Source organism: Schinkia azotoformans (assembly GCF_035811335.1).
Lineage (GTDB): Bacteria > Bacillota > Bacilli > Bacillales > Bacillaceae_J > Schinkia > Schinkia azotoformans.
Map to the genome: position 1 here is coordinate 1 of NZ_JARSMD010000039.1, position 13,011 is coordinate 13,011.

The 13,011-nt window shown below is 35.2% G+C and carries 12 protein-coding genes; all 12 read right to left on the reverse strand.

Going from position 1 to position 13,011, the window contains the following annotated elements:
• Positions 1-191: 191 nt before the first annotated feature.
• On the reverse strand, positions 192-326 hold the full coding sequence (locus P9E47_RS19830; RefSeq protein ID WP_326164478.1) for a hypothetical protein: 135 nt from the start codon (positions 324-326) through the stop codon (positions 192-194).
• Positions 327-369: 43 nt separating this feature from the next.
• Positions 370-1,446: an ABC transporter permease gene (locus P9E47_RS19835; RefSeq protein WP_326164479.1), complete on the reverse strand. Its 1,077-nt coding sequence runs from the start codon at positions 1,444-1,446 to the stop codon at positions 370-372.
• A complete protein-coding gene (locus tag P9E47_RS19840) occupies positions 1,436-2,767 on the reverse strand; it encodes an HlyD family secretion protein (RefSeq protein WP_326164481.1) in 1,332 nt (443 codons plus the stop codon). The genes P9E47_RS19835 and P9E47_RS19840 overlap by 11 nt, the downstream gene beginning before the upstream one ends.
• Before the next feature lie 27 nt (positions 2,768-2,794).
• On the reverse strand, positions 2,795-3,664 hold the full coding sequence (locus P9E47_RS19845) for a carbohydrate ABC transporter permease (protein ID WP_326164482.1): 870 nt from the start codon (positions 3,662-3,664) through the stop codon (positions 2,795-2,797).
• On the reverse strand, positions 3,661-4,527 hold the full coding sequence (locus P9E47_RS19850) for a carbohydrate ABC transporter permease (protein ID WP_326164484.1): 867 nt from the start codon (positions 4,525-4,527) through the stop codon (positions 3,661-3,663). Before P9E47_RS19850 ends, P9E47_RS19845 begins: the two co-directional genes overlap by 4 nt.
• Positions 4,520-6,049 (reverse strand): ABC transporter substrate-binding protein, encoded by a 1,530-nt coding sequence (locus tag P9E47_RS19855; protein WP_326164486.1) that lies wholly within the window; start codon positions 6,047-6,049, stop codon positions 4,520-4,522. The genes P9E47_RS19850 and P9E47_RS19855 overlap by 8 nt, the downstream gene beginning before the upstream one ends.
• Before the next feature lie 423 nt (positions 6,050-6,472).
• Positions 6,473-7,924, reverse strand: a complete 1,452-nt coding sequence (locus P9E47_RS19860; RefSeq protein ID WP_326164487.1) for an ATP-binding protein — start codon at positions 7,922-7,924, stop codon at positions 6,473-6,475.
• Entirely contained in the window at positions 7,925-8,596 is a 672-nt protein-coding gene (locus P9E47_RS19865) for a response regulator transcription factor (RefSeq protein ID WP_326164488.1), read from the reverse strand. It lies immediately after the preceding gene.
• A gap of 274 nt (positions 8,597-8,870) precedes the next feature.
• Positions 8,871-9,740 carry a M15 family metallopeptidase gene (locus P9E47_RS19870; RefSeq protein ID WP_326164490.1) on the reverse strand — a complete coding sequence of 290 codons (870 nt, stop codon included), beginning with the start codon at positions 9,738-9,740 and terminating at the stop codon, positions 8,871-8,873.
• A gap of 73 nt (positions 9,741-9,813) precedes the next feature.
• Entirely contained in the window at positions 9,814-10,959 is a 1,146-nt protein-coding gene (locus P9E47_RS19875) for a sensor histidine kinase (protein ID WP_326164491.1), read from the reverse strand.
• Complete coding sequence (locus P9E47_RS19880) at positions 10,952-11,656, reverse strand: response regulator transcription factor (RefSeq protein WP_326164492.1); 705 nt, start codon at positions 11,654-11,656, stop codon at positions 10,952-10,954. The genes P9E47_RS19875 and P9E47_RS19880 overlap by 8 nt, the downstream gene beginning before the upstream one ends.
• A 213-nt stretch (positions 11,657-11,869) precedes the next feature.
• Complete coding sequence (locus P9E47_RS19885) at positions 11,870-12,502, reverse strand: hypothetical protein (RefSeq protein ID WP_326164493.1); 633 nt, start codon at positions 12,500-12,502, stop codon at positions 11,870-11,872.
• Positions 12,503-13,011: the final 509 nt, after the last annotated feature.

A 13,011-nucleotide genomic window follows, 5' to 3' on the forward strand; every position in this document is an offset into this window, starting at 1 on the left:
ATTGGTGCGAAAGTTGAGTCATTAAGAATTAATCCTAAAGTTTCTTCCATTAATATCACTCCGACCTCTTTTTTATTATTATAACACTTTTATTAGGAATGATAGTATTTTGCTAGAATCGTTTACTCACAAATTCTTTCCATTCTGCTCTGCATCTTCACCACAATAGAGCATTCCAATTCCCTTATTTTTTAACCCAACCATCCTCTTTCTCTACAATTTTCCACATTTTTGTAAAAAAGGTCTAAAACTGTAAGTATTTGCAATGACGTTTGCACATGATGTTTTACAAATAAAAAGACAAACCTCTTTTCCTGGTTTGTCATAAGTAGTCCTCCTAAATTGACCCCATTCCTATTTATAACCATTTTAAGCATTGGGTCTAGGAGTTTTATTTTTACAGACTGATAGAAACCATAGGATTAAAACGACGACGGACGTGCTAAAAGCTAGTAAGGAAGATAACAAAGCATACTTCATAAATTGTATTTTATTCATAAAACTATCAAATTGAAGTTCTAAAAATAGATTCACGTCAATATTCCAATCGATACAAATCTTAAAGATAGTAACAGCTATATAAACAATGAGGGATGTACAAAACGCAGTATATATGAATCTTCCTATTAAACTGTAAATAGTAGTGGGCTTTTTTTGTAAAATCTCTGTAAAATAATATTGTGCTAGTAAGTCTTTCATAGCTTTCCATGAATTCATCAAGCTTGTCATCCCTGACTTTACTAAAAGAAGGAGAACAGCATTGAAAAATAATAGGATGGCTATTATTGCCAGTTCTTGAGTCATTCGTCTTGCTTCACCTACATTAATAAAATCATGACTACTATCCATTACACCCGCTTCTTTCAATTCATTCTTTATATATGCCTCCGTTATTCCTTTCTTATCATCTATGGGTGTCAAAATTGTAGTTGGGCTTTCGCTTAAAAATTCTAAAGGGATGTAAATATTTTTATTTTCTTGATCTCCATCACGAATAACGCCAACGATTGTAAAAGACTCACCATGCCAAGAAATTTTATTTTTTACAATGTTTTCATTCCCAAACAATTCGAAGGCAGCTAACTCATTTAATACGACATTTTTACTTTTTTGTTTCTGCATCGATTGAGTAAAAAAGCTCCCGTTCATAAAACGATATCCCATGACAATGGGGTACGTATAATTTGTTCCTTTCAGCACTACACTATGGTTGGCATTTATGGACGTAACGGTTTCTTCCTTATTTACTTCGTAGGTAAGTAAGAAATGGTCCTCATTTATTTGCTCGACTTTGTCTACATGAAGAGCAGCCGCTGTGTAGGGTTTGGGGACAGATAGGAGATAGTTTTCAAATCCTTTTTCATTGACCACTAGAGCTATAAAGAATTGACAGCCAATTACTAGAATCAACAGGAGAAGCGTAGGAATTCTATATTTATTCCGCAAAAAAATCACCTACATTTTCCACTTTGACGATTTCTCCATCTGAGAATGGCTGATCACTTAGTAATACAATCGGTTCAAACATGTCGATTCCTTTTGTAATAACAGTATTATCATGATCAGAACTCCCAATATATACATAGGCTTTCTTAACATAATACTCGTCACCTAACATTCCTTTCCGCTTTTTAATGAGATAGATAAAATATCCATCCGTATCTTTATTAATGGCACCATTAGGTACTATCGTATAAGAGGTTGTGCTTTCTTTTGAAAACTCAATTTCAAAGGTTTCACCTAAGGTCACTTCATCTGATGTGAAGATTGCTTTAACTTGTTTACTATTTTCAGTAGCTGTTATTTGGGTCACCACACCTTCAAATGCATGTGATGAATTGGTCAATTGACATGTATCGTCAATCGCAATAAAATTGTTATCCAAAGGAATTTCACCAATGATTTCAAAATCATTCCCAACACCAAAGCTCATCATTCGTTGATTAGAATTTATATATTGACCCTTCTTAACAGGAATTAAAATGACAGTTGCATCCCTTGGAGCTGTCACAACGGTATTATTTTCATAGTCTGATAATTCCTTTTTATAGATGTCCTCTTGATTTAGGAGATTAGTGAAATCGAGTTTCTTGGATGCTAAACCTTGATTGAGAGCACTGAGGTCATCCTGATAGGCTTTGTACACCTTTTCATATTCATTTTTTAGGCTCTGCCAATCATATTCCAAGTTTTGTAATATGGTTTTTTTATTATCCAACTCCTGCTTTGAAATCGCCCCTTCTTCATATAAAATCTTGTATTTGTTATATTCGTCTTCAGCGCTATTGCGTTGACTTTCTAATTTACTTATTTGGATGTCTATTTTTACTAGATCGTTAGCAGCTGTTGGGTGAGAAATAACATTTTTGGCATCGTTTATTTGCATTTCGATTTCTTCCAATTCAACCTGCAGCTTTTTCTTGTTTATCTCGATTTCCTTTAACCTGTTCACAATCTCTGCTTTATCATTTTGAAGATGAAATAATGGTTGTCCCTTTGTTATCCTCTCGCCTTCTTCAACGAATATTTCTTCGATAGTCCCTTCTACTTCGGAATAGATGTCTTCTGTATTTGCCCATTGCACAATGCCGGAGGTTGTTTCATAATGACTTAAGTTTCCGCTAAGAGGAGATGCCGCTGTTACCTTCGGGAGGTTATAGTAATAAATTGTTTTGGATAAAAAAAGTAAGATAAGTAGAAAAACGATTAATAGCGCACCTACACCCTTTATATTAAATTTTCTTCTAATTTTCGTTATCGTATCCATATCATCACCGTGCTTGCTTTTTTTTTATTATTTGATTCCTGACAACTCTATCCCTTTTTCTAAATTTTTCTGTCCTACTAATAAAAACCATAATGGCAGAACCATATAAATCACAGAAGCCGCAAATATAATCCCAATTCTACCTTCAGCAATTCTTGATAAATAAACAGACAATGGTTCCCGATAATAATCTTTAATGAATATAATGACCTGCTCCACTACATTCCAATACTCGATAAAAACAAGCATGGAAAGGGCAGCGATGCCAGATTTCATTTGGGGAATCACAATGTGGATGAACGTATAATACAGACCGGCTCCGTCAATGGCTGCTGCTTCAAAATATTCTACAGGAATTGCCTTCATGCTTTGACGCAGCAAAAATGTCCCAAATGGGGAAAAGATGCCTGGCAAAATAATAGCCAGATAGCTGTCTTTCGTGTTAATCATATCTGCAATCATATAATTAGGTACCAAAACGGCCTGAAGCGGCATTAGCATAACAAATATATAGATGTAGAAAACGGCTTCCTTGTATTTCCACTTCCATATCGTAAATCCGTATGCTGTCAAAAGCGATACTATTACATTTCCTATGACTACTGGAACTGTGATTTTCAATGAATTCATTAACAGCATTAGGAAGGAGGGCTGATTAATAAGCGTTTCTCTGTATTGCTCAACGGTAGCTTCATTCGGAATTAGGTTCATCTCAACGAAATTATCTTCGATACCGGCCGATATATCAAAATCAGATAAAGTAGTGGCATAATGGAGTCCTATTTCATTTTCAGACATAAATGAATTTGAAAATGTTATGAACAATGGAAATAGAATCAAATAGGACAACATACATAAAATGATAGTATGATAGTTTCTAACAAGCGTAGTCCTCATTTTGTTAACTTCCTTTCGATTTTAAATAGACATTGTGTCACGACTCCTATCATTAGGATTAAAATACAAGTCGCTGTCGATAATTTTTGATAATGAAGCGAGCTGAACATATTATTCATAAAATGCTGCAGCATATAGATACTTTCATGGGGATAGCTACCTGTAATCAAATAAATTTCTTTAAAGACGTTAAAGGAATTGATAATAGACATAATAATGACTAGAAAAAAAGTGGGAACCAAATTGACTAGCGTAATATGAATGAATTCATGGAACGGTCCAGCACCGTCAATCTTGGCTGCTTCATAGTATTCTTTTGGAATGGAACTTAAACCAGCCAAAAACAAGATGACGTTATACCCGAGATTTTTCCATATAAATAGTAGAACGACTACATACCTTGCATTTGAGGTTTCAAGCCAGTTGACCTTATCTAGTCCCATTTGAAACAAAATATGATTCAAATAACCATGATAATCAAAAAACATTTTCCAAAAGAACACCATTGAGCCTGATGGAATAACCAATGGAATTAAAAATATTAGAATAAAAAGAGCTTTGAATTTGTTTGTCTTCTTAATTAAAGTTGCCACCCCTAAAGATAGAAAAATATTTAGGGGTACACAAATCAAAATAAATAGAACAGTATTTTTTAGTCCATTGAGATAGGGTTTATTGTGAAGCAAATCGATAAAATTTTGTAAGCCGACAAAGCTTCCATTCACCGCTTGGTCAACAAAGGCATACTCCAAAGATAAAATAAAGGGCCAAATATAAAAGATAGTGAATCCTAAAAGTCCCGGAAGTATAAATACGAAAACGGGATTTATACTTCTTATTTTGGAAAGCATACCTCTATTCATGTAAATACAGCTCTACTCTATTCTGGAGTATATTCGCTACATCATCTGCCGACTTACTTCCATCGAAAAAGTATTTAACTTCTGCATTTACCATTTGATTAATGACGGTATCCTGCAACATATACGTATTCAGCATATTCGAATATTTATTGATGGCATCCATATAGTTGTGAAATAGCTTGGTTTGCTCTTCATTCAATTCCAATGTGTCGGTATTTTTCTCAGACGCATATAATTCGCCTGTCATTTGCAACTTTGATTTTTCCTCATTTGCCTTATTATTGATAGGGCGGCCCACTAAATTAAATGATGTTTGGATTTCTTCACTAGCCAGAAATTTAATGAATTCCCAAGCAGTCTTCTTATTATCAGAATGGGAATTTAAGGCATAGGCTTGTGTAAAATCAAAGGCGATTTCATTTTCATTATTTTGTAGAATCCCAGCTATAGCATCATCCTCTTCGAAAATGGCACTTCCCCCTATATTGACGATAGATTTTTTCTTATTGCTATCATCGAAGGCTTGAAGAAGCATAGGGTCCTTATGTATTTTATAAATATATTCTTGGGAAGCATTTTTCCGTAGGACATCCGACATATCCGTTTTGCCATTTTGCGTAGATATATTTAAATATCCTTCTTCTTCATATTCTTTTGCTTTTTCCAGAAGGTTCACAAAGGTACCATCCTTGAAGTTTGCCGTACGATTTTCAATATCAACAAAATCATCATAGTCTAAGGTAAAAAGCTGGTTAAAAATGCTATTACTCTTGCCTGCCCCACTGAAAAGACTAAACATTTTTACAGGGCTTGGCGGATGATTAGTATTTACTTCCGTAAATGAACTCTGTCCCATTTCAATTAATTGTTCATAGGAATAGCGACCATCAGGCTGGAAAGCACTTTGTTTGTCAGATTGTAGCAAGGTTTTGTCATAGCTAATAAAGTCAAAGGAATAATCTAATGGAAAAATATATTGCCCTCCTTTATAGCGAACGGCTTCTAGGATATTCTGACGATATTGATCCTGATTAAAAGTTTTGTCCTGTTCCATATATAAACGTAAATCTTCAATCTGCCCATTATCCGCATATTTATAATAAGGCAGGATATCCATGGCCAGTACATCGGCTCCTTCACCTGTCATTAACTCTGTATTCACCCGACTAATGTAGTCGTCTTGACTTTTTTGATCGATGTTGCTCGTAATCACCTTCTTACCCTTGCCATCGGTTTTAACATCGGGAGCCTGTGAAAATGTATCGATGGTAACCTTTGTACCTGGATATTTCGCTTCAAAAGCAATAGCAGCTTCCTCTAAATAGCTTTTATAAAACGTAGAATCATAAGAGGAAACAGTAATTTCCCCTGCTATGTCTCCTTCTAGAATAGACGCAATTTCATTTTCTGTTTCATCACCACTGCCCTTTGTTCCTTCAGAATGGTTTTGGCTGTCGATGCTACAGGCAGCCACAGATAGGAACATCGTCAGCGATAATAGTATTGATAGAATTCTTTTCATCCTTCTTCCTCCTCAAAATTATTTGGCTCACGTCATCATCAAGCACGCTTTTATGCATACTCTTGACCTGACTTACATGCAGTATAGAATTTTTATATAAAGTTAATATGGAGCCAATATGTAGTTGCTATGAAGCAATGCCAATAAAGTGAAACTACCATCAGTGGGGGTTTTCCTCATCCCCTACTGATGGTTAGTTGAACCAATCGGACCTTTACGGGCAGTTGATCTCCCACCTATCTTCTTTGTATACTCAGAATCTTGAGGTGGGAGTCTTACTGCCCGTTAAGGCGGGATAAAAAGGTGTCATCCATGAAAAAGACCCCCGCAGGAGGTACGACGAGGAGGCTCACTGATCACCCGCGGAAAGCGAAGTGGATGCATGCAGCGGAGCCTATTTATTTTCACAGAAAAAAACTGCTCCTATTGAGCAGTCTTTTCAAAATATATATTAAATGTAAAACCTAAAGAGGTGTTTTCTATTGTATAAGGCAACCCGAGCTTTTCAAGATTTCCTTTAACGATATATAAACCTAAACCTGTTCCACTTTTATCTTTCGTTCTGCTATAATTTCGTGTGTAAAATGGCTCAAACAGCTTCTGCAGATCATTCTCCGGAATCTTCTCACATTGGTTTTCAACTGACAAACAATAGAAATCTGCTTCGTCTGTCATGGATATACGAATAATGCCCTTTTCAACTGTATATCTCACAGCATTTGATACAATATTTGAAATAACCGTTTTTAAAATAGGATAATCTGATTCAATCCTATAATGGATTTCTTCCAAATCAATGTACAGCTGTTTTTCATCAATAAATAATTGATTATCCTCTAGGGCTCCTTTTATTATTTCTTGTAGGTTGATTGGTTCCATCTTAAGTAGGCTTTCATTTACATGAAGCTTTGATGCCTCTAATATTTCATTGAGTAGATACGATAAATTGTCAATTAATTTTTTGCTTTTGAGAAGATATTGCTCCTTATCCTTATACACACCTACATTATCAATCATCCCTTCAACAATACCGTTTAGGGCGGATATTGGCGTTTTTAGTTCATGACTGGCCGCACGCATAAAGTCAGTTTTTGACTTTTCTAGTTCAGTTACTTTATCCTTTTCTTTTTTTAAATTTTCAATATTGGAACAAAGCTTTTCATATAATAAATCGAGATTTTCCGACAACTCTCCTAGTTCATCCTTTGTACGTAACCCAGAGGTGATACCGGGTGTTAAGGTCTGCATATGCCTTGCCGTATCGGAAAGGGCTACAATAGGTTTTGTAATTTTCTTTGAATACAGATAAGCCGCGATGAGCGCAATAAGAATATCTACAAGTAAAAGATAAGGTATTAGTGATATGATTACATTCTTAGCTTCATTAATCGGCTGCATCGTTCCACTAATTTTAATAAAGCCTATATCATGAACCCCTATATCTTTTCGAAGTTCAATAGAATCTACTTTATTACGCATAATGATAACTTCTCTTTTTTTATAGGTATCATGATTGTCAGAGTTATCTTGTATTTTAACCCTTACCCTCGGGAGGTCTCCCAAATGGTTAACATATAAACTAAATGGGGTTGAAAGTTCGACAATTAATTCATCCTTTTCATCATACACGGTCACATGAGCATTATTTAAGGCAGAAAACTGTTTTATTAATTCGTTTATTTCCTTTTGAGTATGAGCAGATTTTATGTCTGTCACCAGGTTTTCTGCATGATCCTCGAGCTTTTTATGTTTGGAATAAAAATAGTAATCTGGCAGAGCGATATACAAGATACCAAATGAAATAACAATAACTAAGGAAATTAATAATGAGGTGAATAGGAATGTATGGCGGGTAATGCCTCTTTTTTTTAACATCTAACGACCACCCCATTCATCGTCTATTTTATAACCCACACCCTTCACAGTTTGAATTAGTTTTATATTAATTTTTTTGCGGACATTTTTTATATGGACATCAACTATCCGCTCATCTCCAAAATAGTCATATCCCCATGCATAATTTAATAGCTGCTGCCTAGAAAGTACTTTTCCTTTATTTTTCATAAGCACCTTCAGCAATTCAAACTCCTTTAAGGTTAATGTGAGCTTTTCACCATTTGCAAAAACAGAATAGCTATCAACATCTAGGCTAATGGGACCAACCTGAAGTAAATGATCAATTTTCCCGGTTCTTCGTAATAACGATTCTACTCTCTTTACAAGCAACTTAGGTGAAAACGGTTTTGTCACATAATCATCTACAAGCGCATTGAAACTAATAAGCTGAGTTTCTTCATCATCCAAAGCGGTTAACATCAAAACTGGTGTATCAGCTTGTTTACGGATGAATTTTAATAGCTCAATCCCTGTTATCTCTGGTAACATTATATCTAAAATATATAAATCGATATCATCTGTCGTTGTAATTATATCGTATGCCTTTTTCCCATCCTCAGCTACTATCACCACATACCCAGCATCCTTCAAATATTCAGCAACAACCTCTCTAATATTTTCGTCATCTTCAACAATCAGTATTTTAGTCATTCTATTAACTCCCTATATTAAAGTAGCAATAACAAAGCTTTTTTGTCATTATACACTTTGTAAATGAAGTTTATTTGAAGATAGGTAAGCAAGTAATATCGAAGTCATGATTAATAAAATTTTAATTTTTTATGGACGCATTTGGGTTACTCCTTTTTTGTTATCAAATGCGCCTTGGTGTATTTGCGCCCAGATTTTTTCGAGCTTGCTCGAAAAACTTTCTCTATAAATCGCATGTTTCCGCCGGAGGAGGCTTAGTTCTTGTCATCGATAATCATTCGTAAACGGTCACAATGACTCCATCCCTATTGTCACCTGAAATCTCATATTTACAGTTTTTTGGAATCGTAATAGACATATTTTCAGTAAAGGGGGAATAAGATACAGAAAATTTATTACCATCGACGTTTGCCGAAATCTTCTTTTTCTCTTTTAGATAATCTAAATATTCTTCTAAAACAAAATTCTTTTCCTTCATAATCGCACTATGTGGCAACCCGACATAACGGATATGCCATGGTTCATTTTGAATACCCGTGATATCCGTTTTATCCTCTGGGTATCGTAAAACAAAACCGTATTTCCAAGCATTTTTCTTAATCCACTTTCCCTCTGGGGCTTTCTCCATTATCATTTGTGTCGTTCCCACATCTAGCGATAAGCCCAAATTGTGTTCGCTATAGCCCGCTGGCAAGGCACGGCTAGAGCCCATTTGGTGATATAATTCATTTTGCTTATCAAAGTCTCGAAAACCACTCGTAATGAAAAAATTAAACTCGCCTTCTTTATTCGCATCAAGAACCATTTCCGAAAATTTCCTGGCTATTTCTTCTGACAAATACGTTTTATTGTCAAATATACTGTATCCTTTTATTAATTCATTATGTTTTGCTACATTGACGATATCTGATTTTATATTTTCCGGATCAACTGCGTGATGATGATTGACTAAAAGTAAATTCCCCTGATGAATTAGTTTTTCTGATATCCTTACCTTTCGGATATCCCCGGAATTCAATCTGCTATCTGTGTAATCCTCTTCGGTAATTTCAAAATCTAGTTCATCTTGAAAAAAAGGGACCATCTTTTCAGCTGCCACACCTAAGCATAGTATTATCAATAATAAAAATCCCCACTTCTTCATTTTCAGCTCCTCCTTTTTTCTACCATGCTTAATAGAATAAGAAAAACTGTTTAAATAAAAAGTGGGGTAAATATTAAATTTTTCTTAAATCTATTCCTTTATTTTTATCTTGATCGTCTTCACCACTTTCCCGTGGGAAGCGAACTTCAAAAAGGGTACGGATGATACTACTATCAGCCGTAATGGTGCCATGATGCTGCTCGACGATATTCTTCGCAATGAACAGGCCAAGTCCTGTACTATCCTCCTTATGAGTTCGGGCTTTATCTCCGGTATAGAACATTTCAAATAGGCGGGGAAGTTCATCAGGTGGAATGCTATTACCATAATTGACAACTTGAACGACCACTTCATCACCATCAATAAAACCTTTAATATCGACATAGCGTCCATCAGATCCATATCGGATTGCATTGGTCATTAGATTTTCAAATACACGTGCGATTAAATCGCCATCCCCTAAAATGGGTAAATGCGGTGCATTATTCATTCGAGCAATCAAATCATTTTTTTCGAATATAGGATACAATTCTTCCTTTAATTGAAGAAGGAGATCCGTTACATTGATTTTCATTTTTTCAACGGGCAGCATTCCATAGTTCATTCTCGTTATCTCGAATAATTCATCGATTAAATCTTCTAACCGTTTAGATTTCGTATAGGCAATCGTTAAGAAATGTCTAACCTGTTCTTTAGTCAAGGTCTCATCCTTAAGAATCAAATCCAAATATCCTAAGACAGATGTAAGCGGAGTTCGTAAATCATGAGCTAAATTAATGACCAATTGATCCTTACTGCTTTCCGAAAAATCTCCTCGTTGAATCGCCTCTTCCAATTTTTTACTGGCTACATTAATATCTTTTGCAATATCTCCAAATTCATCATCTGATGAAATGTGAACTTGCTTCGTAAAATCCCCATTGGCGAGATGACGAATTCCAAGTGAGATTTCTTGAAAATAAACCGAATAGGGTTTTGTAAAATAAAAGAAAAACCAAACGGCAAGGGGTATAAATAAAATTAAAAAGACGTTAACATCACCCAAATATCTAATCCATTCACGTACATAAAACATGATATCCTTATAATTGGGAATCGTATGATAATAGAGCTGCAGCGCTTTATAAAATAAATAAGTGAATACACCTGAAAGAAACATACTTTTCCCCAGTAGCAAGAGCATTTTAAACTGAAAGCTTTTTTTCAGAGATTTACCCATTGAACGAATACCCCACACCCCACACGGTTTTGATAAAGCTGTTCTTATTCTTATGAGCCTCCCCTAATTTTTTTCGTAACGTACGAATATGGACCATTACGGTATTACCACCATCGTAGTACTCTTCTCCCCAAACTTGTTGGAAAATATTTTCCACACTAAATACCTTACTCGGATGACTTGCTAGTAAATACAAAATATCAAACTCTTTCGGTGTTAGTTGTATGCTTTCTCCATATAAAGTCACTGTACGCTGATCAGGAGAAATCACTAATCCACCATATTCCAGATTGTTTTTATAATTCTTGTTCGTTTCCGATTGATTTAGCTTCATAAAACGTCTGAGTTGAGCATTTACACGGGCTACTAACTCTATCGGGGAGTAGGGTTTAGTCATATAATCATCTGCTCCAATGACCAGTCCTTGTACTTTATCGAAATCAGACGCTTTAGCACTCAAAAATATGATAGGCATATTATAATGTTCGCGAATACGCTGGGCTACCTCATAACCATCCATTTTAGGCATCATAATATCCAAAATCAGCAAATCAATGGATTCTGTCTGGGCAACACGAACAGCCTCCTGTCCATCCCATACTGTGATAACATGATACCCTTCTTTTTCTAAATGAAAAGCAATTAATTCTGCGATTTCCTTCTCATCATCAGCGATAAGTATCGTGATATCCTTCATGTTTCCACCTCTTTACCATCTAGGTCTCATTCATTTTACGATTATACCTTTTCTTTCTAAAAAACACATTTATATTTTGAAACTAAAAATATACACTGAGCCTCTATTAAACTTCTCGTTATCTTAATTACATTCCATCCCATAATACCTTATTGACCATGAAATTTAAAATGCAAAACGGGCGCTAATGGCACCCGTTTACACAAGAGATTTTTATTCTGAAATAATATCTCCTGTTTTTGCATTTATTCCAAAAGTTATCGAGTTTTCGGAATTTATTTCACTAAGTGTAATGTTATATCTACTAAATTCCCCAATAAAGTTATCTATAACATTGGCACTTGTAACCTCATAAGATTTTGTTTCTGGATGTAAGGCATGAATTTTTTCTACCCCAGATTTTACGTTAGGATAGGAAAGAACCTCAGAAGCCTCCACTGATTGTATCGTATAGCTAACGTCCCCCGTTTTCTCATCTACTGCGAAGTGAAAAAAGTGTTCTGAATCTTTTTCAAGTCTAATAACATATTTATCAAAATCACCTTTTGATGCCACATCTTTAAATGCGTTTATCTCATAGGATTTTGTTTCTGGAAACAGAATATGGACTCGCTCTATAGCGGCTTTCACATCCTTATCCTCGAGAGCCTCCGTAGCCGTCACTTTTTTGTAAGCTCCTGCATACAACCCTTCATCAGTGTGGTTTTCAACCACGGTATTTTGAGTTGGCCTTTCCGTTGTTGGGGGCATTTCCTCTGCACTTACTAAACCTGATGAGAAGGCCATCGCAGTGACTACTCCTAAAGATGCCAAACGAACGGACGTTTTTTTAAGTTGTTTTTTCATTCCCATTCTCCTTTTCTTGTTTAAGTATTGTTAAATTTCAAGTTCCTCCTTTCACTACCTATGATAGAAAAAAATGTTTAAATAAAAAGTGGGGTAAATTTTAAATTTTTCTTAAATCGTGATGGATTTCCACAGCTTTGATACAGTGGTGTTTTTGCTTTATAAATGTTAGGGAGAATGCCAGTGGATGCCAGTGGACCTGTCCCCCTGGCTCTAATTTGGTTTCACAATTGCTGATTAGGGTACTATTATTAAATAGATTAGTACCACCGATTTGCAACAAAACAAAAGGCACTCTTTGTCATTTTTATGAAGATTTCAGTTTCAACTTTGGATGAAGTTTTACTTTCTATAGTAGAGTAGTGTCGATTATTTTTGGAGAATTTCAATTCATTAATAACTCAACTTTCGCAGAGTGAAATCGGCAAATAAGCCTTGATATAACTAGGAAGTCCTGATATCCACTGCTCAAGTTGACTTTGAATTAACTTTTTGATTTTTTTATTTGT

What these genes read in the sequence shown, in the direction of transcription:
- P9E47_RS19845 (WP_326164482.1), bottom strand. Translation starts at nt 3,664, where the DNA reads ATGAGGACTACGCTTGTTAGAAACTATCATACTATCATTTTATGTATG.
- P9E47_RS19875 (WP_326164491.1), bottom strand. Translation starts at nt 10,959, where the DNA reads ATGGGTAAATCTCTGAAAAAAAGCTTTCAGTTTAAAATGCTCTTGCTA.
- P9E47_RS19885 (WP_326164493.1), bottom strand. Translation starts at nt 12,502, where the DNA reads ATGAAAAAACAACTTAAAAAAACGTCCGTTCGTTTGGCATCTTTAGGA.
- P9E47_RS19860 (WP_326164487.1), bottom strand. Translation starts at nt 7,924, where the DNA reads ATGTTAAAAAAAAGAGGCATTACCCGCCATACATTCCTATTCACCTCA.
- P9E47_RS19850 (WP_326164484.1), bottom strand. Translation starts at nt 4,527, where the DNA reads ATGAATAGAGGTATGCTTTCCAAAATAAGAAGTATAAATCCCGTTTTC.
- P9E47_RS19840 (WP_326164481.1), bottom strand. Translation starts at nt 2,767, where the DNA reads ATGGATACGATAACGAAAATTAGAAGAAAATTTAATATAAAGGGTGTA.
- P9E47_RS19855 (WP_326164486.1), bottom strand. Translation starts at nt 6,049, where the DNA reads ATGAAAAGAATTCTATCAATACTATTATCGCTGACGATGTTCCTATCT.
- P9E47_RS19870 (WP_326164490.1), bottom strand. Translation starts at nt 9,740, where the DNA reads ATGAAGAAGTGGGGATTTTTATTATTGATAATACTATGCTTAGGTGTG.
- P9E47_RS19865 (WP_326164488.1), bottom strand. Translation starts at nt 8,596, where the DNA reads ATGACTAAAATACTGATTGTTGAAGATGACGAAAATATTAGAGAGGTT.
- P9E47_RS19830 (WP_326164478.1), bottom strand. Translation starts at nt 326, where the DNA reads ATGACAAACCAGGAAAAGAGGTTTGTCTTTTTATTTGTAAAACATCAT.
- P9E47_RS19880 (WP_326164492.1), bottom strand. Translation starts at nt 11,656, where the DNA reads ATGAAGGATATCACGATACTTATCGCTGATGATGAGAAGGAAATCGCA.